The organism is Weissella diestrammenae, assembly GCF_014397255.1.
In the GTDB taxonomy this organism is placed as follows: Bacteria; Bacillota; Bacilli; order Lactobacillales; family Lactobacillaceae; genus Weissella; species Weissella diestrammenae.
The window spans coordinates 188,850-215,413 of sequence record NZ_CP060724.1; the positions used below are offsets into that span (position 1 = coordinate 188,850).

Here is a 26,564-nt window from a genome sequence, read left to right on the forward strand (position 1 = left end):
ACTAATTTATCAAACCCACATTAGTCTTCTTGCGCATAGTCAGTCACAAATAAATGTGTTAAGAAGTCTTGTGCATCGTTAGGATTAGTCGTCCGTGCATCAATTTCACGCTGCGTGGCTGCCTCAATTTGTGCACGTACAATGTCAGCTTGATGATCACCAGCAATAACGTGGACACGATGAATATCATCCGTCCAATTGACTTCAACAGGTCCCCACGTATCTAACTGCAATTGCTTAATCCATGTTTGAATTTCTGATTTTGTATATGCCATTGTCTCTTCTCAATTTCTTTTCTACTTAATCGTTCCGAGTATTTCCTTGTTCATCATGAATGGCGCGTACTTTACCGTCGGCCTCAAGGTGTCCAGTACCTGTATACGGCTTAAATTCATCGAATTTAACCCCTCGTTCTGCAAAATAAGCCATAATTTTTTCGCGTTGTGCTTCAAATCGAGGTGGTAGCGCTAGCGTTGTTCCTAAATCAAATAATGATTCGTCTAAGGTAAAGCCAGGGTTCGTTGTTGCTAATTCAACCCGATTACCACCTGGTTCAATAAAATAAACCGACCGGAAATACCCACGGTCAATTAACACCTCACGCTTAAACCCTAACGTTTTAGCTCGGTCCCAATACTTTAATAAATCTGCACCTGATTCAACAGCTAATGCATAATGATCCGTTGATCCTCGACCAAATCGGGATTCTGGCGCCTGTTTTCTTGTTTCATACAATTCAATCGCCTGAACACCATCAAGTGAGACAACATTGCCCTTCACCGGTAAATCCAGTAAAGCTTCAAAAAATTGACCCGTCGCTTCCACATCCGGTACATGCAATTCTGCCCCAACGACACCCGTAATTTGTGAATCAGCTGAAATATCTGAGAAATAATTAATATGCCAATCAAACAATGTCCCCGGTACTTCTTGTAACCTTAAGGGAATTTGATCCGGATCAGCCGTATGCAAACGGCCCAGTCCATCGACGGTCACCGGAAAACCATGCTCAATCAACCTTTGTTGCCAAAATGAACTCGTGCCTGTTGGAATGGAAAAGTGAATGCCCGAGAAAAACATTTTACCATCCACACGGTCTTTTAAATGCTCAATTGGGAAAAAAGTGACGACCGTTCCTGGCGTCCCCATAAAATCACCATAATAAATGTGGCGCATTTTGGGGTTAGCTTGATTAATCGAATTTTTAATAAACCTCAAACCTAAGACTGACGTATAAAACAGCTCATTTTGGGCCACATCTGATGTCAATAATGAAATATGGTGCGTTTTTAAAGTCATGATTGCCTCCACTGTGATAAACATCATTGCAATTCTATCTACTTCTTAATAGCAAGTATAAAATCGTTTGAATTAATTGTCCAAGAAAATAGGCATCACCGCTGACATTCACCACATCATGCCAACTAATTAGCCATGTAATTCATATCACTTCAAATGATATTCGTACCTCTCTGTGTTTCATGCTGTGAAAGACCAAAGACATGCCAAATTAATAACGCAGTGCCCCATGTCAGACCAAAAATGAATACCAAGACAAAGCCCATTGTATTAAAGTCTAAATGACTTGCCCAATCAGTTAATGGATTTCGCCAATTGAAAATGCTCTTAACAGCTTGAATGAGATCAACAAGACCAATAAACCCGGCTGCTAGAATTGAAATGCTAGTAATAATTAAATTGAAATATACTTTTCGATACGCCGAAGAAAAGATCCAACTATATGCCCCACTCATGAAAAAACCATCAAGCGTATCCATCAGGCACATCCCCGCAGTAAATAGCAGTGGGAACGCCAGTGCACCATACCACGCAACACCAGCGCCAGTGGCCGTAGCAGAAGTGCTCAAAACAGCAATCTGAGTTGCAGTATCAAAGCCCAACCCAAATAAGAAACCGACCAGCATCACTTGCCAGTTATACTGAATCAAATTAAGTAGTCGTTCAAATAATTGATAAATTTTAGTTTGTGTTTCTGGTTGCTTTTCGCCCGGGTGCTGTCGTAACCACTGAAAATTTTGCCAAATGGTTGCTAAAATAAAGCTATTCATGATAGATAGTCCAATTAACATCACTGCGGCAACAACGGTCCCAATTTGACCACCAATTGCTTGTAAAACTGGCATTGTATTTTTTGCCCAAGAAACAAATAGAACTGTAGCAACCGTCATTAAAATCACAACTAAAGAATGACCAAACGAAAAATTAAACCCCACACCACGTGTGTTTTTCCCATCGTTGAGCATTTTTCGTGTCATATTGTCAATCGCAGCAATGTGATCAATGTCAAACGCATGTCGCAGGCCAAAAGTAAATGATAAAATTGCCATCCCAATCATTTCCGGATGCATACTGGCACTTGATCCAAGCAGTAGTATCCCAGCGACTAATAACAAAACAATAAATCCACCATAGCGTAACCCGTCCCATTTCATCGTGTGAACTCTCCTTTACTATCTGTTATTCTAAGATTAAATTATGCCCAAAATGTGTGTATTTTTCGATTATCAACTTTTCACGATTTGTGATAAAAAAATAATCTCTCACTGCAAATTACATTTAATAATTTGCAGTGAGAGATTATTAACTAGCGATCACGTAATCGACTTTGCCAGGCACCCAATTGTTGAATAAACGTTTTACTTTTTAAATGCACACCGACCTGTTCATCATAAATCCGATCTAACACACGTGCCATTTCTTTTTTGGTTGTTTCTTTTAACTCTAATGAACCTAATTGTGATAATGAAATCTGCGCTAATTTTGAGAGCACCAGAATTGCGCGTGAGTCAACTTGCATGCGATTAGCATCAACACCAAAGTGATTCTGACAAATCGTACCTTGCATCTTTTCAGAAAAATCCATCGGTAAATCCGAACGGCCACAAACAACGCAATGTTGCCAAGTGATTGACAAACCAAACGCTGGTAATAAGGCGATTTCAAAATAATTAGCAATACCTTGTGCATCAAACTCGTCTGCTATCTTTTCTAATCCCTGTTGCACACGGTCAAACCAAAGGGTAATCGGTTGATTATCGACAAAAGCCGAATCAATTAAACCTAAAATATAAGTAGCATAAGCATTTTTTTCAATATCATTCACTAAAGAACGATAAAAATGAACGGCTTTTACGTCATCAACAAAACTAAGTCCCGACTGATTTAATATTCCTTCATACGTTGCTTGCGTCAGTGGTTGTAATTCCGCAGCAATCCGATTACTTTTTGATTTACCATTTTTTATGAAAAACATTTTTTTCCCCGAATTACGGGTTAAAATTTTCACCAGTAAATCACGTTCTTTATGTTCTCGTTGATACATGACAATGCCATCAAATGTTATCTCACGTTTATCAACCATTCAAATCCCCTTGTGTTAAATCTCTGCATCCTCTTTATAACCATAGGATTGTAATGCTTGTGGTTTATCCCGCCAACGATCTTCAACCTTAACCCAGGTCTCCAAAAAGATTTTATCACCTAGTAAGCGTTCGATATCTCGCCGGGCACGGATACCAATCTCTTTGATCATAGCACCTTGTTTACCAATCACAATATTTTTTTGTGTCGGCCGTTCAACAACAATCGTTGCTTGAACATGTAAGTGTCCTTCCGTTTGTCGTTCAATCTTGTCAATCACGACTGCCACTGAATGAGGGACTTCTTGTCGTGTTAATTGCAAGACCTTTTCACGAATTAATTCAGCCATAATAAAACGTTCTGGGTGATCTGTGATTTGATCGGCCGGATAATATTGGGGACCAGCCGCCATTTGGTCCATACCAAATGTCAACAATTCTGACACACCATCGCCTTTTAATGCAGAAATCGGGAAAATTTCAGCAAAACCCATTTGTGCTTGATAATCAGCGATTATAGCTAGTAAATCACTTGGATTAACCAAGTCAATCTTATTAATAATTAGGTATACCGGGGTTTTTGTATCTTTGAGTCGGTTAATAATAAAATCATCACCACCGCCTCGAGGTTGATCAGCATTTACTAGGAACCAAACCATGTCTGCTTCTCGAATCGCTGACATGGCCGTTTTAACCATATAATCACCTAGGGAATTTTGTGGTTTATGAATCCCCGGTGTATCTAGAAAAACAATTTGTCCTTCATCGGTTGTATAAATACCTTGAATTTTATTTCGCGTCGTTTGCGCTTTGGGTGACATAATGGCAATCTTTTCCCCAATCATTTGATTGAGCAGTGTTGACTTTCCCACATTAGGACGTCCCACTAAGGCAATAAAACCGGATTTGAAATCTTCTGCGCTCATTATTACTCCTTTTTTTGCGTGCTTCTAAGTGCACGTTACATACTTCATATTTTGCATTTGTTCACACGGTAAACATTTGTTTAATCAAGGGCCAAAGATAAGGCCAAAAAACGATGCCACCAACCGCAATAGCAAACAGTACAGCAAAAACAACCGCCCCTGCTGCAACATCTTTTGCTGTCTTAGCCAATGGATGATACGTCTCACCGACAATCAAATCAACCATGGTTTCAATCATGGTGTTAACAAATTCAGACATGACGACTGCAAAAATTGCCATCGCCAACCATAACCAATCCTGTCGGTTAACATGTAATGAAAGCCCAACGTATATAATAACCAGCGCAGCAAAGATATGGAAACGCATATTACGTTCACGAACCAATAATTGGCCGATACCTTCAATCGCATGACCAAAGGATTGTAAAAAATGCGAATTTTTCTCTACCTGCATTTGCTGTTCTGGTTTAATTGGTTGTGGGCCTTTCTTATCGTGTAAGTCCATACCCATCCAAAATCTCCCGTTGCAAACCAAACATTTCTTTTTCTTCCGCTTCGCCACGCATATGATCATAATTATTCAAATGTAAGAAACCATGAACAACTAAAAAGCCAAGTTCACGTTCAAATGAATGTTCCAAAAAGTCTGCTTGTTCTTGCACTTTATCAACTGAAACAAAAATATCACCAATATTCTTCGCCAAATCAGCAGCCATCTCATCGTCAAAAACGATTGGTAAATCATCATCTTCATCTTCAAGTGCGAATGAAATCACGTCCGTTGCTTTGTCTAAATGCCGATACTCACGATTGATTCTTTGAATCTCATCATTATTAACAAACGTCACCGACATTTCGGTCGTTTCAGGCAGCTTTAAAAAATCACCTGCATAATTTAATACTGACGTCACCAACTCAATATGTTCAGTTGAAACGCCTTTTTGTGTTTGGTCATAAATCGCCAAATCCATTGTCATTCGCCCTCCGAATCTTTTACTACATTTTGCTGCCGTCGATTTTGTTGCTGATCAAATTGGTCATATGCATTAATAATCGCACCAACTACTGGATGCCTAACCACATCGCTCGCTTCAAATTGAATAAATTCAATGTGGTTAACATCACTCAATATTTTTTGTGCCATAAGTAATCCCGATGTTACTTGTCGTGGTAAATCAATTTGAGAAATGTCACCGTTGACGATCATTTTTGATCCAAATCCTAACCGTGTCAGAAACATTTTCATTTGTTGTGGCGTTGTATTCTGCGCCTCATCTAAGATGATGAACGCTTGATCAAGCGTACGTCCACGCATATACGCTAAAGGTGCAATTTCAATTGTACCGCGTTCGAGTAGTCTTTCAGTATGTTCTTTACCAATAATTTGATATAACGCATCATAAATAGGTCGCAAATATGGGTCAACTTTCTCGCGTAAATCACCTGGCAAAAAGCCTAGGCTTTCGCCAGCTTCAACCGCTGGTCGTGTCACAATAATGCGGCTGACTTCACCACGCTTAAGCGCTGCAACTGCCATCACAACAGCAAGGTAAGTTTTTCCTGTTCCTGCAGGGCCAATCCCAAAAGTGACGTCTTGATGGGCAATGGCTTGAACATACCGGCGTTGCCCAAAATTTTTAACCCTGACTGCACGTCCTTTATTATCACGAATTAATGTATCACTGTATAAATCAGAAAAATATTCTAAAGTCCCACGCTCATTCATTTTAATGGCACTGACAATGTCAGCGGCAGAAATTTTAATTCCCTTTTTAATTAACTGCGCGAGTTCATCAATAATCTGAACAGCGGCCAAAACATTATCTTCTTCACCTGATAACTTCACTTGGTCACCAATTGTCACAGCAGATACTGACAAACTTTCTTCAATCAAAGCTAAATTAGCATCTTGGACACCTAATAAACCAATTTCTTGTTCAGCATTTTCAAACTTATAATCTTTCTCAATCGTTGCCAATAATAGGCCCTCTTATCATCTAAATATTCATTTAATTATACCGCACAATAGGCAATAACAAAAATGACAACTGAGGTATTTTTTATGTACAAAAAAAGAATCATCATCATGATTCTTTTATTATGATTATTTCAATAATGATTGAACGGTGGCGTTAACTAGCTTACCGTCAGCCTTGCCTTTAACCTTAGGCATCAAAGCACCCATTACTTTGCCTAAATCCGCTTTTGTGGTTGCACCGACTTGTTCAATTGTTTCCTTAACTGTTGCAATCACTTCAGCTTCAGACATTTGAGCTGGCATATATTGCTTAACAACTGCAATTTGTTTTTCTACTTCTAAGGCTAATTCTGTCCGTTCGCCGGCCTTGTATGATTCCAATTCCTCAACACGCTGTTTCATTTCTCGTGATAACACAGCCAATTCTTCATCAGCCGTTAGATCATGTCCTAATTTAATTTGTTCATTTGAGACTGCTGCTTTTAACATGCGAACAACTGATAAAGTTTCTTTATCTTTTGCGCGCATTGCAGTTTTCATATCAGCGGTTAGCGTTTCTAATAATGCCATCATGTTCTCCTTCATGCATTTACCTATTATAGTTTCAAACAAAAAACCAGACTACAAAGTAGCCCGGCTATGAACCTATTAACGGCTCTTCTTGTTCTTACGCTTACGTGCAGCTTCAGCTTTAAGCTTTCGTTGTACAGATGGCTTGATGTAGAATTCGCGCTTACGATATTCTTGCAAAGTACCATCCTTTGACACACCACGCTTGAAACGACGGAGAGCATCATCAAGAGACTCATTCTTACGAACAACAGTCTTAGTCATGATAAATTCCCTCCTTTCTCGTGTTTAATTAACTATCACTAGCCCACACTCTGTTCAATTAACTAGTTTAGCAAACTCAACTGCTTAAATCAAGCAGAATAAAATTCACTTTTTTCTCATTTTGAAATGCATCGAAAAACGTACCAGACTACTATAGATAATTGCTGCAATTCCCATTGTTAACCATGTCGCACCAATCGTTTCTTTAATTACTGTTAGCTGTTGCAAACCAAAATAAATACCGACACTCAAACCCCATGTGAGATAGGCTTTAACATTAAATCCACGTGTATACCAATATGGACCCTTGACTTGATTGAATGATGACAATTGGTACTTTTGTTGATGGATGAGGAAATAGTCAACTAACAAAATGGCGATTTCTGGCCCTAAAATCATGCCCACTAAATCTAAAAACCATGTGAAAGTTGCTAAAAACCCACCGACAACAAATGGAATGAAACTCATCAAGGTGGCAATGATTGTCACAATCCACAATGCTGGTGTTAATTTAACTCGTGGCACAATATTATTCAATGCTGAGCCAGCTGCCATTAAATTAACAGCATTGGCCGTCGTTGACGTGATCATAATGACGAGCAATGCCAAAACGCCTAGGCCCAATTTTGATGCGACAGTTGACGGATCTGAGCTGTCAGTACTGAACGTGTTCGTACTAATAGCAGCCGCAATGGTTGTCAATGAACCCACGATTGAAAACCAATAAAGGCCCATTGTCGCCCCAAAGAATGGGGCTTTGGTTGCAGCTGAACGATGTTTAGCAAATCGTGTAAAATCAGCCGCAGCAGTAACCCACGCTAGATTAAACGCAGCAAAAATATCAATGGCTGTCCCAAATGACAAATGTGCTGTCTCGGGTGGTTGCCAAGCAAAGATTTTTGACAATGGCACTGACTTAAGGACGATAACTGTTTCCCACAAAACAAGCACAATCACAAGTATAATTCCGATTCGCTCAATGAGTCGAATTGACCTTTGACCTAATGAGATTGAAATCAAATGCAACAATCCCATGATGACAACCCCAATCACCATCCCATTTAGGCCCCCTGGCTTAAAATAATTTGTGCCAAAAAGATCACTCAGCAAATAACTCACTGAAATTGCGGCAATATATGTGTTAACAGCTGCCCAGCCCATAAACTGAACGACGTTAATTAATGACGGTCCAATCGAGCCACGAACGCCAAAAGCGGGCCGCATCAGGTTCATCGTCGAAGCACCCACGCGATAACCAATATAACCCACTGCTGCCAAAAAGACATACGCTAAAGGGCCAGAAATTAAGATGACACCTAGAGCACCGGCTAACCCAAGTGCGGCCAAAACACCACCCATATACCAAGTCCCATTATTTGCGTTTGCGCCAATCCATGTCGCAAGTTCATCCCAAAATCCCATTTGTGTAATGTGTTGATCACTGTCAACTTTAATCTCACGTGTTGTCATATCTTCCTCCAAAATTTTATTCTACCTAGAATAACAAATTAACATTGCTAAAATAATACAAAGATAGTTACTTTAAATAACAAAAAAATACATACAAATTATTCTCATCCGTTTCGAAATTAATTTTTTCTAATAAAAAATCGAGTTATCAATTGATAACTCGATTTCATTTACAATCATTGACTGCTCCACCTGGATTCGAACCAGGGACCTGCGCATTAACAGTGCGTTATTCTACCGCTGAACTATGGAGCAATTACCCTATGCCAATAATCATACAAGGATAATTAGAGAATATCAATAATTTATTTATTTTTAGTGAGTGTTTTATGAGTGAAAACTTATTGTACTGTTAAATTATCACAATCGTGGTTCATAAAAGCGCCCGAATGTCCGTTCGATTCGCCACATCGATGCCCAAGCGCCTGGGTCCGCCTGATGAATTGCCGCGTAAGCATCAACTTCTTCATACAAAGAAATCACTGTAAACAAAATTTCTTTTGGATGATGATTATAGGCGCCTTCCGCATGGTGCACAATCGTAATACCACGGCGTAACTGACTTTGCAATGCCATCGCAACTTCTTGTGGCATTTCAGTAATCACCATTAATTGCATTTTCTGCTGCCGTGTATAAACCGTATCAATCATTCGTGCATTCACTACTAAGCCAATCGCTGTATATAAAGCGTATTTGGGGCCAAATAAGAATCCCGATCCAAGCAAAATGAAGAAATTAAACATCAAATTGGCTTTTCCCATATTAATCCCATATTTACGCTTTAAGACAATCCCAATGACGTCAAGCCCCCCAGTTGAAAGGCCATTACGTAAAGCAAATCCAGTGCCAAAACCATTAATCAAGCCACCAAAAATAGCGTCCATAAGCGGATCTTTGGTCCAGGGCACAACAGGTCCCGCAATAAAACGCATTGCCATTGATGCCATAACAATGGCAATTGCGGTGAAAATAGTGAATTTAGCCCCAATATTGCGATATGAAAAGAACAATAGCGGAATATTCAATAAAACTAATAAGATATACACCGGTAAGTCAAATCCTAATAGACGTTCAAATAAAGTATTGACTAATTGTGATAACCCAGTGATCCCAGAAGAATAAATATGACCGTTAGTCCAGAAAAAATTCAAAGCAATAGCTGCTGCAACAGCGTAAACAACGGCTGCCGTTAAGCGACCAGTATACTCATGATTACGCATATAATCTTCAAATGATTGCATTTATTCAATCCAGCTTTCTCAGTCTATTCTTCTGCCATATTTGGCGTTGACGTTTCAGCATAAATTGGTGCAACCAAACCAAGTTCATCTAATTGCGCCTTTGCCACTGGCAATGGCGCATCAGTCATCGGTTCACTCCCTTTTGAGTTCTTAGGGAATGCAATTACTTCACGGATATTATCAACACCAGCTAATAACATGGCTAAGCGATCTAACCCAAGAGCAATCCCCCCCATGGGTGGGAATCCATAGGTCATACCTTCAAGTAAGAACCCAAAGGCCTCTTCAGCCGCTTCAGGTGTAAAGCCAAGTGCAGCAAGCATCTTTTGCTGAATATCCATTCGATGAATACGAATTGACCCTGAACCCAATTCATAGCCATTCAACACCAAATCATAAGATTGTGCGTGTGCTTGATGTGCACCCTCAGTCGTATCCATCAATGGCAAATCTTCCTCATTTGGCATTGTAAATGGATGGTGAGCTGAAATCCAACGATCTTCATCTGGTTGATATTCAAACAATGGCCAATTAACAATCCATGCAAATTGCCACTTTGATTCATCAATTAATCCCTGCGCTTTAGCTGTCATACGTCGCAATGCATCAAGGGTTGCCGCAACTACAGCCGGTTTATCAGCTGCGAACAACACTAAGTCACCTTCTTTTGCTTCTGTAGCTGCAAGCAGTGCATCACTTTCGGCCGTCAAAAACTTAGCAATTGGACCAGTAATGCCATCTGCTGTAATTTTTAACCAAGCTAACCCTTTGGCACCAAAGCGTTCAATATATTGTGCCATTTTGTCAATATCTTTGCGTGAATAATGTTCTGCTGCCCCTGGCACAACAATTGCCTTAACCTGCCCGCCATTTGCGATAGCTTTTGAAAAGACACCAAATTCAGATTGCGCTAGTAAACTTGATAAATCAATCAACTCCATACCAAAACGCATATCAGGTTTATCAGTTCCAAAACGAGCCATTGATTCAGCCCAATCTAAAGTTGGAATTTCAGCTATATTCAAGTCAAAATCAACTGTTTTTTTCATAATCGCAGCAACCCATTCATTAACCAATGCGATAATTTCGCTTTGCGACATGAATGAGGTCTCCAAATCAAGTTGTGTAAATTCGGGCTGACGGTCACCTCGTAAATCTTCATCACGAAACGCACGCGCTACTTGATAATAACGGTCAAAACCAGCTCCCATCAATAACTGTTTAAATAGTTGTGGTGATTGTGGTAATGCATAAAATGAACCCGGATTAACCCGTGATGGTACCAGATAGTCACGCGCACCTTCAGGCGTCGACTTAGCTAAGTATGGGGTTTCAATATCAATAAACCCATTAGCATCTAAAAACTCGTGGGTTGCTGCGGTGACCTTTGACCGAATGCGTAGATTCCTTTGCATTTCAGGACGACGCAAATCAAGATATCGGTATTTCAAACGGAGCTCATCTGATACATTAATATCATCTTCAATATAAAATGGGGTTGTTTTAGCAGTTGATAAAATCTCAACTTGTTGCACCTGCACTTCAATTTTACCTGAACGCATCTGCGCATTAATCGCATTTTCATCACGCGCAACAACGACACCAGTCGCCTCAATCACAAATTCGGTCCTGATTTGATCAGCCACGGTTAATGCATCGGCATTAATTGCCTCAGAAAATGTTAACTGTACCAGTCCTTCACGATCTCTAAGGTCAACGAAAATAAGCGCCCCCAAATCACGTCGCTTTTGAACCCATCCCTGTAAAACAACAGTTTGACCTAAATACTTTTCATCAATTAATCCTGCATAATTTGTCCTTTTCATGCGTTATTCTCCCCTTCGTTTTGTTCGATAGATTCATCAATATATGCTGGCAGATTTGTATATAGTTCAGCCAATTTAACAGTTATTTCATGGCCCGTTGTCATATTCTTTAAGTTGGCGGATTGCGCTAGTAATTCTTGCTCACCAATCACAATGATATAACGTGCTTGTTCACGATCTGCCGTTTTAAACTGCCCTTTCAACTTTCGATCTGAGAAATCGCAATCAGCCGAATAACCAAATGCACGTACTGCTTGAACCATCTGTAAAGCCGTCACTTCAGTTCCTTCGCCTTGATGTGCAACATACACATCAAGTGGTGCTATCCCAGGTAAATTAGCCTGTTCATCAGCTAATAACAACATCAGGCGCTCTAAACCAATCCCAAAACCAATTCCCGGCAATTCAGGACCACCTAATTCAGATACGAGGCCACTATAACGACCACCACCGGCAATCGTAGTCCAACCAGTTCCCAAGGCTTTGGACTGTGTCATCACCTCAAAAATTGTATGGTTATAATAATCTAGTCCCCGAACAACTGTGGCATCAACCTCATATTCAACACCTAGAGCGTCTAAATAACGCTGCAATTGTTCAAATCGAACTTTTGCATCATCACTAAGATAGTCAAGAATTGACGGTGCATTGGCCACAATTGCTTGGTCTGCTTGATCCTTTGAATCTAAGACACGTAATGGATTTTTTTCTAATCGCACCTGTGAATCCTTTGATAGTTCATCAAAAAATGGGGTTAAATAAGCAATGAGCGCTTCACGATAATTGTGCCGTGATTCAATATCACCCAATGAATTTACCGCAACCTTTAATTGTGTCAGACCAAGTGTTTGGAATAAATCAACAACCATCGCAATCATTTCAGCATCTAAGGCTGGTGATTCTGAGCCAAATGCCTCCACCCCGATTTGATGGAACTGACGCATACGACCCGCTTGTGGTCGTTCATATCGAAACATGGGGCCAATATAAAAGGCTTTATAAGGCTTTTGAAACTCAGGTCCAAATAATTTGTTTTCAACAAACGCGCGGACGACACCTGCCGTACCTTCTGGTCTGAGCGCCATTCGACGCTCGCCTTTATCAAAAAAATCATACATTTCTTTTGTAACAACGTCTGAAGTATCCCCAGAGGTACGTGAAAAGACTTCAAAGTTTTCAAAAATTGGCGTTCGGATTTCGTGATATTGGTAATCGTTAAATAGTAACCGAGCCGTTTCTTCAACAAAATGCCATTTACTTGACTCTCCAGGTAAGAGATCAGCTGTCCCTTTGGGTTTTTGATATGTTGCTTTTGCCATTTTTTCATCCTTTCATATTTAACGAAAATTATAAATAAAAAGCACCCTAACGAAAAAATCGTCAAGGGCGCTGATGTGGGCGCGGTACCACCTTGCTTTATGCTTTTGCCGTAACGAGGCCATGACGCGCCGAGGCGAACCTCAAAAGTGTCCCCTTATGCTGATAGATGACGGGCTTACACCAGACCCCGTTCGCTAAGCATCCAACATAAGTTAGGCTTTCTCATTGGTTTTATAATATGTTTTATTATGCACCATTCCTAAATACTTTTCAAGCTAATGACTCGTTTTAGCTGCTGCATTCAAATAACGTTGTAGACCAATTGGAATGCGTTGTGCAATTTTTTGCTGATACGCAGGTGATTTAATGTAACTAAAATCCTTGCTCGTGTTAATGTAGCCGTTTTCTAGCAAAATGGCTGGCACTGAATTTGCTTCCAGAACCACATAATCCGCTTGCTCAACGCCGCGATTAGTCAACGGCATCACCGGACTCATTGCCTGATTCATTTGTGTTGCTAAGTCTTTTGAGCCATTATTCTCACGGCCATAATAGGTTGTAAAACCACTCGCTGAATTATCTGGTTTTGCCGAATCAAAGTGAAACGAGATAAAAGCATTTGCTCGATTAGCTTCACCAACTTTTGGAATCACTGCCAAATAGACTAATTTGTCTGTATCTCGTGACATCACGACGCGTGTACCATAGTTTTCAACAAGTTCATTTCGAACACGTTTTGCCAATTGCAATGTATATGTTTTTTCGAAATGTTTTTCATCAATACTCTGGGCACCTGAATCAGACCCACCATGACCTGGGTCCAACTCAATCGTTGCTTCAGACAGTAAACTCATATGCTTTAAAGGCACCTTGCGTTCCAGCAACCATCCAGCAACCCATCCCGTTGATTCATCTTCTCTTTGTACCTGATACCAACCATTGTCTTTGGCTAATATATTTAAATGTTCACCTTGTTTTAAAGTGCCTTTGGCTGCTTTTAAAACATCTGGGCCAACACGCAACGTCAAATTGGGAATTTGGACCGTAATCTGTTGTTTCACCAATAAGACCATCGTAAAAGTGATTGCGACTGTCAGCATACCAATGGTAATTGCTAGTGGCACCCAAAATCGTGTAATAAATTTAAAAATCAAATTAGTGAGTCGTCGAATACCTAGCATATTTTCCCCTCGATTAGAACACTGGTCCATCCCATTCGCTCGCTGGCATCACATTAAAATCATACGTGGCCAGCTGATCTGCTTGTCGGATAAAGGTATGTGCTGGTACTGAAATCATGATATTAATGCCACCTTCTTTTTCTTTAAAGATGACAACTTTTTTTCCTTGCATACCGGCATAGCCCAATTCCCATGCCGTACCTGGGTCAACATAGTCTTGGTCATAATCAACAATTCCGACAACGACATCCGCATCATGCAAATGCTGACGATCTGATTCAAAGACGACTTTGGCCCACGCTTTACTACCAAATTCATAATCGTCAAAAGAATCACGAAATGGACTATAAAAAGATTCCACCGTAGGATTTGCTTGCAATGCAGCTTCAACTCGTTCTAACCGTGCAATTTGTTCATCATCAAAAAAAGGGCCTGCCAAATATACTTTTGTCATATTCTCTCTCTTATTCTCTTTGTGTTTTCTGCATAAAAATTTTCGTACCGCGTTTAGGTACCAAAAAAACCTGATTTATTAATTCTAACCCACTGACGCCCAAATCACCAACATACTTTATTTGTACTGAATAAGAATCATGATTAACCTGTCTGACCTCTCCAATAAATGCTTGCGGTATGGCTTGTATCCCTTGACAGTAAACTAGGTCTCCAATAGTAATTTGATCGTTCATCCCCCAATTCCTCCTGTCTAATCATTTAACTTAGACTTTACGCAACAAATTGGGACGTGTTGCGTAAAAAAATTGAAGAAATTAATGTGTTTCATATTGGCGTTGCTGATTTTTTAAGCCAGTCAAAATGAATTTTGCAGGATCATCAGCATGATTTAGGGACTGATCAGATGATTCAAGCAATGCTGCCTGATAAATTCCTTCGTACATTGTAATCGATACACGTTGTCGATGTGCGAATAATTGTTCAAATTGATTTGTGACCATTCCCGTTCGATATTCAGGTTGAATAATAGCTGAGAAGAATTCACCCTCTGCACCAGATCCATAGGAGAATAATCCAATGCGATCACCAGACTGCAACGTCTCACTATTCAAAAGTAAGGACATTAAACTCAAATATATTGATCCAGTGTACAAATTACCAATGCGACGGTTGAAGACACGACTAGCTTCAAAATTAGCTAACAACTGATTTTGTCGTTCATCATTTGCTTCTGGCAAGATTTGGCGTAGAGCCTTTAACCCCAACTTGGTAAATGGTAAGTGGAATACAAATGCATTAAAATCAGCAATGGTCTTTTGACTGTTTTTTTGGTAACGTTGCCATAGATCTTTGAAAAAAGTTTGATAGACCTCACTCGAATACTTGCCGTCAACCAAAGCTTCAGTTGCATAAACTGGCCGCCAAAAATCCATTATATCTTCAGATTGATACTGATTATCATTTTCTAGAACCGCTATTTTCGGATTCTCAGACACAATCATCGCAACGGCACCACCACCCTGTGTCACCTCACCACTTGATTGTAATCCATAGCGTGCAATGTCAGTCGCTAGTACTAACACTTTTTTACCTGGGTGCGCTTTAATATAGTCACGGGCCGTCATTAGGCCAAAAGTTCCGGCATAACATGCCTGCTTTAACTCAATGGTTCTAGCATAACGATTCATGCCCAATAGGCGTTGAACATATACTGCCCCTGATTTTGAATTATCAATACCAGATTCAGTGGCAAATAAAATCAAATCAATGGCTTGTCGATCATCATCGGTCAATATTTGATCAGCCGCATTGGCTGCCATTGTGACAACATCTTGTGTTGGTGGAATGACCGCCTGTTCACTTTGTCCAATTCCAATTAGAAATTTGTCAGGTTCTTCATGCCTAGCTAACGCTAAATCTGTCATATCAATATACAGATGTGGCGAAAAGAAGCTCATCCGATCAATTCCAATTTTTGTCATGTTGTCTTACTCCTTTGTCATATTGATAATCATGTGTTCAACTATTTGCCGCGCGACTTCAATTTTTGACATCACCGGTAATGATATGCTGTCACCATCCTTTTGCAAAATGGTGACACGATTCGTGTCAACGCCAAAGCCGGCATCAACCGCTGTCACATCATTTGCAATCAACATATCAGCATTTTTTTTGAGCAGCTTTGCTTTAGCGTTTTTTAACAGATCTTGTGTCTCCGCTGCAAATGCAACAACGATTTGTTTGGCCTTTTTAGCTCCCATCATTGCCACAATATCTGGATTCTGAATGAGGGTCATTGTCATTGGATCATGCGTTTGCTTTTTAATTTTTTGTTGTGCGACATTTTCTGGTCGATAGTCCGCCACAGCTGCGGCCATAATCAGCCCATCGCTTTGATCAAATGCTAATTCAACCGCGTTTCTCATCTCTTCAGCACTTGATACAGCTATATACTTAACACCAAACGGTAGCTTTAAATCATCAACTGTTGAGATCAAAGTCACTGTAGCCCCGTTTTCAACCAATGCCTGCGCCAAACTATAACCCATCTTACCAGATGAATAATTGGTAATATATCGCACCGGATCAATTGCCTCTTTAGTACCACCAGCTGTCACAATAAAATGTTTTCCATTCAATGCGTGATGCGTTAATTGTTGTAATTGCATCTCAGCTACGGTCAAAATATCTTCCGGCTCAGGCAATCGGCCTTGACCAAGATAACCCTCTGCTAATAGACCAGTAACCGGTGCCACAATCAGCACCCCATCGGCGCTTAAACGGTCAAGATTTCTTTGAACAGCTGGATTTTGATACATGTGTTCATTCATTGCGGGCGCAATCACGAGTGGGGTATGGCGTGCTAACAATACTGTTGACGCCGCATCGTCTGCAATACCATTAGCAATTTTACCAATTATGTTAGCTGTTGCCGGAACAACAAACATGAGGTCTGCCCAGTCAGCTAAAGCAATATGTGGCACGTCTGGTGTATCTGAAAACAGCTGGGTTAAAACCGGTTGATTTGTAAGCGTCGCAAATGTTTTTGGCGTTACAAATTCAGTTGCCGACCGCGTCATAACAACGCGGACGAAGGCGCCACGTTTCATTAAGAGACGCGCAAAAATAACTGCTTTATATGCTGCAATGCCACCAGTAACAATCAAAATCACCTTTTTATCTTTAAACATCATTTTCTCCCAAATTGAACAGCGCTTAATTCTTCAAAAACACTTGCATTGCTTAAAACAATCTGCTATACTATTATTTGTTGTTTAAACAACCCATATTTTATGGCCCATTGGTCAAGCGGTTAAGACTCCGGTTTTTCACACCGGCATCCAGGGTTCGACTCCCTGATGGGCTATCGTCCTATTAAGTCATCCACACTTGTTGGATGACTTTTTTATATCTATAGAACAATTGATTCAATGCCCTGTTTACCAAAGATTTTAGCAGTTGGAAAAGTGATGGCTAACACCACAAAATTATCACGGCCCTTACCTACCTGATTTTCCCACTCTGGCACCTGTTTTGCTACTAGGTGTGCAACGTCATTGAATGATAAATTCGAACGCGCAATCATGGCCGTATTCGATGTCACAACACCTTGATCTTCTTTAGTTGGTTCAGTTGAAAATGCCACATACGGATTGTCTTCAATTTCAATGAGCTTTTGCGCATTGGTCGGTGTCATGACATAAATCGTCTGCGTAAAATCAGTTGGTACGATATAAAACATATCACGATTACTAGGTCGATTTTGACTTGAAGTCGCTAAATTCAAAATATGTGAACCCCTTAAATACTTTTCGCAAAGTTTTTTTGTGCTGATTGACGTTTGTTCCATAATTCACCTCCAATTAAACCTACCCATTCATGTCACCGTAAACGGCCTATTTTAATTCTGCATAGGTCGCGCCCTGATCAGGCCCAGTAAACTGATAGTTAGCAACTGAGCGATGTGAGCGTAAATAACTTAAGACACCTTCACGAATTGCGCCAGTCCCTTTCCCATGAATGATTTCGACACTTGGTAAATTATTCAATAACGCAGAATCAATAAAGCGATCTAATTTAGCCATTGCTGGTTCATACCGCTCGCCGCGCAAATCAAGTGTCGCTGAAGCCTGTGCACGATTATTTGCCCTAGCTGTTGTTACACCCGTATGCTTGGGGTGACGAGAAGCTTGTTTGGGTTGATTTTGAATGTTTTGTTTCTCAATTTCCGGTGCTGCGACAATCATCTTTAAAATACCCATTTGTACTTCAAACTTGCCATCTTTTAAGGCTCGCACGATTGTACCTTGTTGACCATATTCCCGTACTAAGACCGTATCTCCAACTTCGAATTTGACTGATTTTGCGGCCTTTGCTCGTCGTAAAATACGGTTATTATCAGCCGACGGCGCTTGTTTCAGCGCATTTAATGCACTTTTTGCGGTAATCAATTCATTTTCTTTAACCACATCCCCGCCAATTGTCGCTGTCTTAAATCCTTGATGATTTTATCAGCTGTTTGACGCGATTGTGACACCATTTGATTGGCGTCTTGTTTGGCTTTCTCAATCAATTTTGCCCGTTCTTGATCTAACTTTTCTAACTTTGTCTCATAATTTAACTTAAGCTGGCGATTGTCATTGATTTGCGTGTCTAATAGCTTTTGTTGTGTCATAACCTCATCACGTCGCAGAACCAAATCCTGAATCATCGCATTCAATTCCTGTGAATCTTTTTTCACTAATTCACGTGCTTCTTGAATGATTTCTGGATTTAATCCCAAGCGTTTTGAAATTTCCAAGGCATTTGACTGACCGGGCACACCAATCAATAGTTGATAGGTTGGTCGAAGCGTTTCAAGATCAAAATGCATTGACGCATTAATTGTATCAACTCGATTATAGCCATAAACTTTCAATTCAGGATAATGCGTTGTCGCAATTGTATAGGCACCTGCGGCCCCAACCGCGTCTAAAATTGACATCGCCAAGGCTGCCCCTTCTTGCGGATCAGTTCCTGCACCCAATTCATCAAACAGAACTAACGATCGGTCATTGAGATGTTCTAAAATGCTCACAATATTAACCATGTGTGAGCTAAATGTTGATAACGATTGTTGAATAGATTGTTCATCGCCAATATCAGCAAAGATTTCTTCAAAAATTCCAACTGTTGAATACTCAGCAACTGGGATAAAGAGGCCCGACTGTGCCATAATTTGTAACAAGCCTAGCGTTTTTAATGTGATTGTTTTACCACCAGTGTTTGGCCCGGTAATGATGATGGCTGAATATTCTTCACCTATCACAATATCATTAGGGACAACAAGCTGTGGATCTAATAAGGGATGGCGTGCTTGTAATAAGCGCACGACATTATTTGGACTATATTCTGGTGCAATCGCCCGAATTGTCACTGCATATCGCGCCTTTGCATTAACAAAGTCTAGATGGCCTAAAACGACTGCATTTTCTAAAATTATCTGCGCTTCTGGTCGTAGTAAGGCCGATAATTCTTGCAAAATACGCGCCTCTTCATGCCGCTCTTTCAATTGACTTTCACGTAATCGGTTATTCATATCCACAACGTCAGCTGGTTCAATATACAGTGTCTGACCCGTTTGGCTCTGGTCATGAATAACACCACCAAATTTACTGCGATATTCAGCTTTAACCGGTACAACATACCGTTCATTCCGGATGGTCACGATGGGTTCAGACAAATATTGTGCGGACTTACCACGTGTGTAATCCTGCATTTTTTGACGGATTGCCGCCTCCGTCCCCTTAATCTGTTGACGAATCCGATGTAATTCTGGTGAGGCTTCATCAGTTATTCGACCATCAGTATCAATCGCTTCATTCAAACGTTGATTGACTTGTGGCAACGTTAATAGTCGTTCAATGTATGGTTTTAACGCGATTAATGCTTCATCCTTATCAAGGATGAAGTTATCAAAAAAATTTTTAAGCTGATTGGTCGTATATAAAACACGTCCAACTTGTGCTAACTCCGTTGCATTTAAATCAGCGTCAATCATCAGACGTTGCATATGCGGATTAATATTTGCCAACTGCGGAATCGTCATACCACCAGCTAACCGAATCACTTGCATGGCATCAGTTGTTTCAGCCAGCCACGTTTGCATTTCATCACTGTTGGTAGTTGGTTGTAACTTCTCTAATTCTAGTGCCCCCCCCGCTGTTGTAATAAAAGGTGTCAATTTATTTTTTACTGCGTCATATTCTAAAGTTTTTAGTATTTTTGTATTCATATGTCCCTCAAATGTCATTAAATTAATAAGAACCACTCATAAATCGTTCTCGATAAGACCGGCGTTTTTTGCATAATCATTTGCGCAACGGGCGAATGTGTCAGTTGCACATGCAATTCTGATATGGGCCAAATACCAATAATTTGCAAGGTAAAAAATACAGTAACATACATCATAATCATATTTAATAATAGGCCCGCTAATCGATTAGTGAAACCTAAGAGTGGCAAATGATTGATGAATTTCAGCCCCCGTACAATAATACGTAAAAGCAATGTACCTATGATTGTGATTATTGCAAAACCCATGCCTGAAAATAAAAATTCAGTGGCTTTCCCGATAAATTGACCGCCTACTTCTGTTGACCATTGTGCGTTAACGGCTGAGGTGAAAAAATTTTGCATGACTGTGCCCAAATTATGTGCTAATAAAACAGCTAACGTCCATATAATCACTCGACCAACCGAAATCGCGAAAGTACGCAAGAACCCATATTGGTAACCTTTATAGCCAGCTACCACCATCGCCAAAATAATGATTACTGAAATAATCACGATTGTTCACGCTCTGATGCCATTTTCAATTGTTCAGACAATGCATTAATGGCCAATAATGTCATCGCATCTGTCTCACTTAACTCTTGGCTTTGCACCTTGATAGCATCTAATTGTTGATTCGCCAACTCAAAAACCGCCTCCATATGCGTTTGGTTTTCAGTCGTTGTTAATACATATTCTTTATTTTGAATGGTTCCCTTAAACCGAATTTTCTTTACCATCAAATCATCCTACCGTTTTATTTTCTGTTCTTATTTTACCATAATCAAGGTAGTGAATATGTGTCAATCAATCACAGCATCACCACATTTGATTGGCATGTGCCACCAAAATCACCCCATTATGACACACAAAAACCGATAACTGACACTATCTTGGTCAAAGCCATCGGTTTTTTCTATTAACACAGTCTTTTATTGAATCGTTAATTTGATGTTTCTGGTGTATCGTCATCTACAGAAAAGTCTGTGCCATCAAGCATACGGGCTTCAATCCACTCCCAGACGATTTCTTTACCATATTTTGTCTCTGACGAAAACATTTCAAAATCAGAGACTTGGTCACTAAACTGAAGTGTTTTTTTTATCTCACGTTCGGCCTTATTCCAACGACCACGTGCTATTTTATCCGCCTTAGTTGCGACCACTAACACTGGTAATCCACCCATCTCTTCGGAAGTTAACCAATGATACATTTCAATATCTTCACGTGACGGCGCGTGTCGTGCATCAACTAATTGCACAACTCCGCGTAAAGCCTGCCGCTTTTCTAAATATTCACCGATCATTACTTGAAACTTCTCACGTGCTGATTTTGAAACTTTTGCATAACCATAACCAGGGACATCAACGAAAAATACTTGATTTTCGACCTTATAAAAATTCAATGTTTGCGTTTTTCCAGGTTGAGATGAAGTTCGAGCAAACGCCTTACGGTTAATTAATGTATTAGTCAAAGAAGACTTACCAACATTTGATCGACCAACTAAAGCAATTTCTGGCAAACCATCTGTTGGATACTGACTAGGTTGTACCGCTGACATCACCATTTCGACATTATGAACTTCCATGAATTTATCTCCTCAAATCAACGCCTCTTTTTATTTCAAAATCAATTTTGGCGTTTGATGTTTAATCACACTATTTTTTGTAATAACGACTTCAGAGATATCATGTCGGCTTGGGAACATCAAACATAATGTCGCGCATGACCTCTTCGATAATTGAGCGCAAGCCTCGAGCACCCGTTTCTCTTTCAATCGCTAAGTGAGCCATTGCTTTTAACGCGGCGGGTTCAAACTTTAACGTCACATTATCAAGCGCTAATAGGGCTTCATATTGCTTTGTAAGTGCATTTTTAGGTTTTGTCAAAATGTGCACAAGATCATCTTCAGTCAATGTTTCTAAAGCAGTTAAAATTGGCAAGCGACCAATAAACTCAGGAATCAATCCAAACGTCATTAGGTCTTCAGTTTGAATCTGTTGCATAATTGATTGACCGGCCTGTTGATTGACGTCAGTTGAGTTTATCCCAAAACCAATGGTCTTAGCACCCAATCGATTCTTAACAATCTCCTCGATGCCTGCAAAAGCACCACCAACAATAAAGAGGATATTTGTTGTATTAATTTGGATAAACTCTTGATTGGGATGCTTTCGACCTCCTTGAGGCGGCACGTTTGCAATGGTGCCCTCAATCATTTTGAGTAAAGCTTGTTGAACACCTTCACCTGAAACATCACGTGTAATTGATACATTTTCTGACTTTTTAGCTATTTTATCAATTTCATCAATGTAGATAATACCCATTTCAGCCCGTTCAACATCAAAATCTGCAGCCTGAATCAATTTCAACAAAATATTTTCAACGTCTTCTCCAACGTAACCTGCCTCTGTCAACGTTGTGGCATCGGCAATCGCAAAGGGTACGTTTAACATCTTGGCCAACGATTGCGCAATATACGTTTTACCCGAACCAGTTGGACCAACCATTGCAATATTTGACTTTTGCAATTCAACATCAGATTCCAACCCATCCTCAGCCAAAATCGCATTAACTCGCTTATAATGGTTATATACGGCAACCGCTAGTGTGCGCTTAGCGTCCGCCTGTCCAACCACGTATTCATCAAGATTTTTAACAATTTCATGTGGCGTCATTAACGTAATCATTTGTTCTTTAGCATCTTCACGAAGATCTTCTTCGATAATTTGTTGTGCTAAAGCAACACATTCATTACAGATAAACACACCTGGTCCAGCAACTAATTTCTTTACTTCAGTCGATGACTTACCGCAAAATGAACAGTAGGCTGGCCCATTAGTATTATCGGTGGTATTAAACATACTAATAGCTCCTGATTTCGATTAAATTTATTACTTCCATTGTACCAAACTAACGTCAAGAATGCTGAAACGTCAGAATGGACACTAAAGAAAAATCATCATCTCGATCAAAGACGAGCTGATGATTTTTTCAATTTTAACGCTTATCCAAAACTTAAGCTTCGACCGCTGAATCAACGATTAAAGCAACTACTTGCTTAATCGCGATATCGTGGGCCAACATGTCTTCTGACAAAGCATTACGAATACCTGCTTCATCCATGTTATATTCAGTTGCCAATGCTTTAACTTCGGCATCAATGTCAGCTTGTGATGGCTTAATATTTTCAGCATTTACAATTGCTTCCAAAACCAAGTTCGTCTTCACACGCTTTTCGGCACCTTCTTCATATTGATGATGAATATCATCAGTTGATTGCCCAGTAATTTGTGAATACATTTCAGGTGAAATACCTTGATTTTGCATTGAAGCAAAGAATGAATTCATTTGACGATGAACATCTTCTTCAATCATTGCATTAGGAATTTCGTCACCAACAACTTTTGCATTGTCAACAGCAGCAGCAACTGCTGCGTCTTCTTTTGCTTCCTTAGCTGCTTGAACTTTAGCTTCAGTCAAACGGTCTTTTGTCTTGGCCTTTAATTCAGTCAAGCCTGCCACTTCTTCATCCACATCCTTAGCAAATTCATCATCCAAAGCTGGTACTTCCTTCACCTTAACTTCGTGAATGGTTGTTTCAAACAATGCTTCTTTACCTGCTAAGTCTTCTGCTTGATAGTCTTCTGGGAAAGTAACGTTCACTTCAACTGATTCACCAGCTTTATGTCCAACTAATTGGTCTTCAAAGCCAGGAATGAATTGACCTGAACCAAGTTCAAGGCTAAAGTTGTCCCCTTTTCCACCATCAAAGTGCTCACCATCGACTGAACCATCAAAGTCGATCACAACAGTGTCACCCTTTGCTGCAGCTTGGTCTTCAACCAAAACAAGTTCAGCTTGGTTTTGACGCATATTTTCAATTTCAGCATCCACGTCTGCATCAGACACTTCAACGTCTTGCTTAGCAACTTGAACCCCTTTATACTCACCAAGTTCAATTTCAGGTGCCACTTCAACTTCGGCTGTAATCACCCAAGGCTTTCCTTTTTCTAGTGATTCCACCCCAATTTGTGGTTGGTTAACAGGTGTAATTGCTGTTGCTGAAATCGCAGCTGGATAAGCTTCTTGTAGCGCAAAGTTCAATGCATCTTCATATAATGCTTCTTCTCCAAAGCGAGAAATAAACATTTGCTTTGGCATTTTTCCCTTACGGAATCCAGGCACATTCAAAGTACCCTTAACTTTATTAAATGCAGCATCAATTGCTGCGGCGTGATCTTCAACTGGAATTTCAAACTTTAATGTTCCCTTGTTCCCGTCTCCACGTGTAAATTCTGCGTTGTTTGCAACCATTTTTAAATTCCTCCATAACAAGTCACTCTAAACACATTAAAATGACTAGTTAAATTTCTATTTAACATACTTAACTAGTTTACCCTACTTTGCACACTTTGAAAAGACAAACTCCCCTGCAACTTAGACAAAAACATTTCAACGACACCTTATTTTAATTTTTTATCCCAAAAAATGGCGTAATTGGGCTTGACGTTCGATCATCGCCGTCAATGCTACGGGTGCCCCCGATAAGTCATCAACCAAATGATCAGCTAATTCGGCATGTTGTCGCTGTTCGTCGGTTACTGGCCCAATTGGTAAATTAAAGACATCTGTCAAAATTTCGATATCTTCGATCACAGCTTGCCATGCGGCATTACTCTGAGCTAACTTCCGCAATGCCGATTGACTAACATATGCTGACAATTCGGAAAAGTCCTTTGCCATATTAGGATAACTTTGCACTAATACCGCTAATTCATCTGCGCTCAAGGCCTTCAACGCACGTCCAAAGCCAATAAACTCTGGTGGCACACCGACCGAATAAAAAGCACCTGTAAATGTGATTGCTCGTGGTAATGAAATGCCATCAACTTCGCGTGAATAACCTAAAACACCAACGTGTTGTCGTCGATCGCGCCGTTTTGGAAACGCCTTAAATACTGGTTGCATATCTAGTACAAGTTCGTCTAACGTCTGTTTATAAATTTTAGCTGACTTTTCCGCAATCGTGATAAGTATTGCTTGAGCAGCTGCCGTAAAGCTTATTGGCTGTGCAGTAGGCAGTGCCTCATTTAAATCAGCAATCGCACGTTTAACCGTTACCAGTGGATAATCATATCGGAAAGCCGATTGAACGGTTACCGTTCTAACACCACTAAATTCTTCAATAAATCGTGGAATCCGTTTTGGTGATAGTCCCCCACGGAAAATAGCTGACCCCATACCGACAATCGGATAAATGGGCAACCTCTCTTGTTCTGAAAACTCGTGTAACCGGGCAATTGCTAACTTATTACCAATAATTGAACTCATAAAGCCTGAAGACAATGCTGAATCAGAGCCCGCAAGGAAAACACGCATATATTCAGGCCTAACCCCAAAATGCTTTTCATGTAAAGTAAGATATTCCCGCAAGATTTCCGGTGCATGCAATTGCGTTTCAAATCCTTCAAATAATGGAATCATCTTAATATACGATGAGTTCTTGCGCCCTTCGGTGAAAACATTAGTTTTAAACGAAGCTAATCGTTCAAATAGACGCTGCATTTCGATAATTTGATCGGCACGTTCCGCCATCGGTAGAATTGCTTCGAATAATGGTCGTTGTTGAAATCCCAAATCATGACCAAAGTCTTCAGCGGAAAGAAAAGCTGTCATCGCTTGCATTAAATTATAACCAGTTTCCTCCCAAATATTCGGAAATCTGAAGGTAATAAATTCATCACGACCGAGTGCGTGGTCCTTAAAATAGTCGTATTCACTTGAAAACAGTCGATCAATCACAGCTGCATCCGCATGTTTTCCTTCCCAATCCCACATGTATTCATCAACATTCAGTGTTGAAAAATTTTGGAAGGCCTCATAGGTTTCACTATATGCAGAAATGAATGGACTATTAGTATTATCCCAAAATGCCGCATTTGCATTGTCTGGATGTTGCGTACCCATCGTTACTGGAATCTTTCGTGCCATGCTATTTTCCCCTTTTATTCAACTCTCGTATCCTGTACTCTTTCTAGTATTACATACATTCATCAAATTTTATAGTTTAATGTTAGGTTTTCAGCGGGTTTTATGGCAAACAAAAAGAGTTTCATACATGTATGAAACTCTTTTCT

Annotated in this window: 25 protein-coding genes, 2 tRNA genes and 2 pseudogenes; 1 reads left to right on the forward strand and 28 read right to left on the reverse strand. The window is 40.1% G+C overall.

The genetic code is table 11. The annotated features are described in order from the left end of the window. Positions 1-20 precede the first annotated feature (20 nt). From H9L19_RS00915 to coaBC, 20 genes are all read right to left on the reverse strand, one after another. On the reverse strand, positions 21-275 hold the full coding sequence (locus H9L19_RS00915) for a hypothetical protein (protein WP_187529332.1): 255 nt from the start codon (positions 273-275) through the stop codon (positions 21-23). Positions 276-300: 25 nt separating this feature from the next. Further along, positions 301-1,299 (reverse strand): VOC family protein, encoded by a 999-nt coding sequence (locus H9L19_RS00920; RefSeq protein ID WP_187529333.1) that lies wholly within the window; start codon positions 1,297-1,299, stop codon positions 301-303. A gap of 152 nt (positions 1,300-1,451) precedes the next feature. Beyond that, positions 1,452-2,453: a HoxN/HupN/NixA family nickel/cobalt transporter gene (locus tag H9L19_RS00925; protein ID WP_187529334.1), complete on the reverse strand. Its 1,002-nt coding sequence runs from the start codon at positions 2,451-2,453 to the stop codon at positions 1,452-1,454. Between the two features lie 152 nt (positions 2,454-2,605). After that, positions 2,606-3,382, reverse strand: coding sequence for a DNA repair protein RecO (recO, locus tag H9L19_RS00930; RefSeq protein ID WP_187529335.1), 777 nt, complete (start codon positions 3,380-3,382; stop codon positions 2,606-2,608). Positions 3,383-3,397: 15 nt separating this feature from the next. Further along, positions 3,398-4,306 (reverse strand): GTPase Era, encoded by a 909-nt coding sequence (gene era / locus H9L19_RS00935; protein ID WP_187529336.1) that lies wholly within the window; start codon positions 4,304-4,306, stop codon positions 3,398-3,400. A 61-nt stretch (positions 4,307-4,367) separates the two neighbouring features. After that, positions 4,368-4,817 (reverse strand): diacylglycerol kinase family protein, encoded by a 450-nt coding sequence (locus tag H9L19_RS00940; protein WP_187529337.1) that lies wholly within the window; start codon positions 4,815-4,817, stop codon positions 4,368-4,370. Beyond that, positions 4,795-5,277, reverse strand: coding sequence for an rRNA maturation RNase YbeY (gene ybeY / locus H9L19_RS00945; protein WP_187529869.1), 483 nt, complete (start codon positions 5,275-5,277; stop codon positions 4,795-4,797). The genes H9L19_RS00940 and ybeY overlap by 23 nt, the downstream gene beginning before the upstream one ends. Positions 5,278-5,279: 2 nt before the next feature. After that, positions 5,280-6,284 (reverse strand): PhoH family protein, encoded by a 1,005-nt coding sequence (locus H9L19_RS00950; protein WP_187529338.1) that lies wholly within the window; start codon positions 6,282-6,284, stop codon positions 5,280-5,282. A 126-nt stretch (positions 6,285-6,410) separates the two neighbouring features. Further along, on the reverse strand, positions 6,411-6,854 hold the full coding sequence (locus tag H9L19_RS00955) for a GatB/YqeY domain-containing protein (protein ID WP_187529870.1): 444 nt from the start codon (positions 6,852-6,854) through the stop codon (positions 6,411-6,413). 78 nt (positions 6,855-6,932) lie between these two features. Further along, entirely contained in the window at positions 6,933-7,118 is a 186-nt protein-coding gene (rpsU, locus tag H9L19_RS00960; protein WP_166011014.1) for a 30S ribosomal protein S21, read from the reverse strand. A gap of 105 nt (positions 7,119-7,223) precedes the next feature. Continuing rightward, complete coding sequence (locus H9L19_RS00965) at positions 7,224-8,588, reverse strand: cytosine permease (protein ID WP_187529339.1); 1,365 nt, start codon at positions 8,586-8,588, stop codon at positions 7,224-7,226. A gap of 183 nt (positions 8,589-8,771) precedes the next feature. After that, a tRNA-Asn gene (locus H9L19_RS00970) sits at positions 8,772-8,843 on the reverse strand. Positions 8,844-8,948: 105 nt separating this feature from the next. Continuing rightward, positions 8,949-9,830 (reverse strand): YitT family protein, encoded by an 882-nt coding sequence (locus tag H9L19_RS00975; protein WP_187529340.1) that lies wholly within the window; start codon positions 9,828-9,830, stop codon positions 8,949-8,951. Positions 9,831-9,853: 23 nt separating this feature from the next. Further along, positions 9,854-11,656, reverse strand: a complete 1,803-nt coding sequence (gene aspS / locus H9L19_RS00980) for an aspartate--tRNA ligase (protein WP_187529341.1) — start codon at positions 11,654-11,656, stop codon at positions 9,854-9,856. Continuing rightward, positions 11,653-12,975, reverse strand: coding sequence for a histidine--tRNA ligase (hisS, locus tag H9L19_RS00985; RefSeq protein WP_187529342.1), 1,323 nt, complete (start codon positions 12,973-12,975; stop codon positions 11,653-11,655). Before hisS ends, aspS begins: the two co-directional genes overlap by 4 nt. A gap of 276 nt (positions 12,976-13,251) precedes the next feature. Continuing rightward, entirely contained in the window at positions 13,252-14,157 is a 906-nt protein-coding gene (locus H9L19_RS00990) for an N-acetylmuramoyl-L-alanine amidase family protein (protein ID WP_187529343.1), read from the reverse strand. Positions 14,158-14,170: 13 nt separating this feature from the next. Continuing rightward, a complete protein-coding gene (locus H9L19_RS00995; protein WP_187529344.1) occupies positions 14,171-14,611 on the reverse strand; it encodes a nucleoside 2-deoxyribosyltransferase in 441 nt (146 codons plus the stop codon). A gap of 10 nt (positions 14,612-14,621) precedes the next feature. Then, positions 14,622-14,846 (reverse strand): hypothetical protein, encoded by a 225-nt coding sequence (locus H9L19_RS01000; RefSeq protein WP_187529345.1) that lies wholly within the window; start codon positions 14,844-14,846, stop codon positions 14,622-14,624. An 81-nt stretch (positions 14,847-14,927) separates the two neighbouring features. Continuing rightward, entirely contained in the window at positions 14,928-16,094 is a 1,167-nt protein-coding gene (locus tag H9L19_RS01005; protein ID WP_187529346.1) for a hydroxymethylglutaryl-CoA synthase, read from the reverse strand. Between the two features lie 6 nt (positions 16,095-16,100). After that, on the reverse strand, positions 16,101-17,303 hold the full coding sequence (coaBC, locus tag H9L19_RS01010) for a bifunctional phosphopantothenoylcysteine decarboxylase/phosphopantothenate--cysteine ligase CoaBC (RefSeq protein ID WP_187529871.1): 1,203 nt from the start codon (positions 17,301-17,303) through the stop codon (positions 16,101-16,103). 104 nt (positions 17,304-17,407) lie between these two features. Here coaBC and H9L19_RS01015 point away from each other — a divergent pair. Beyond that, a tRNA-Glu gene (locus H9L19_RS01015) sits at positions 17,408-17,479 on the forward strand. 45 nt (positions 17,480-17,524) lie between these two features. Here H9L19_RS01015 and H9L19_RS01020 read toward each other — a convergent pair. The 8 genes and pseudogenes from H9L19_RS01020 to ppcA form a co-directional block, all read right to left on the reverse strand. Next, positions 17,525-17,962: a pyridoxamine 5'-phosphate oxidase family protein gene (locus H9L19_RS01020; RefSeq protein ID WP_187529347.1), complete on the reverse strand. Its 438-nt coding sequence runs from the start codon at positions 17,960-17,962 to the stop codon at positions 17,525-17,527. Positions 17,963-18,008: 46 nt separating this feature from the next. Further along, positions 18,009-20,386, reverse strand: a pseudogene (locus H9L19_RS01025) (endonuclease MutS2). Positions 20,387-20,403: 17 nt separating this feature from the next. Beyond that, a complete protein-coding gene (locus tag H9L19_RS01030) occupies positions 20,404-20,940 on the reverse strand; it encodes a CvpA family protein (protein WP_187529348.1) in 537 nt (178 codons plus the stop codon). Beyond that, entirely contained in the window at positions 20,937-21,164 is a 228-nt protein-coding gene (zapA, locus tag H9L19_RS01035; protein WP_187529349.1) for a cell division protein ZapA, read from the reverse strand. The genes H9L19_RS01030 and zapA overlap by 4 nt, the downstream gene beginning before the upstream one ends. Before the next feature lie 203 nt (positions 21,165-21,367). Further along, the gene (gene yihA, locus H9L19_RS01040) at positions 21,368-22,012 is read right to left on the reverse strand and encodes a ribosome biogenesis GTP-binding protein YihA/YsxC (RefSeq protein WP_187529350.1); all 645 of its coding nucleotides are present in this window, start codon (positions 22,010-22,012) and stop codon (positions 21,368-21,370) included. 30 nt (positions 22,013-22,042) lie between these two features. Further along, positions 22,043-23,288 (reverse strand): annotated as a pseudogene (gene clpX / locus H9L19_RS01045) (ATP-dependent Clp protease ATP-binding subunit ClpX). Between the two features lie 154 nt (positions 23,289-23,442). Next, on the reverse strand, positions 23,443-24,741 hold the full coding sequence (gene tig / locus H9L19_RS01050) for a trigger factor (protein WP_187529351.1): 1,299 nt from the start codon (positions 24,739-24,741) through the stop codon (positions 23,443-23,445). A gap of 162 nt (positions 24,742-24,903) precedes the next feature. After that, entirely contained in the window at positions 24,904-26,418 is a 1,515-nt protein-coding gene (gene ppcA, locus H9L19_RS01055; RefSeq protein WP_187529352.1) for a phosphoenolpyruvate carboxylase, read from the reverse strand. Positions 26,419-26,564: the final 146 nt, after the last annotated feature.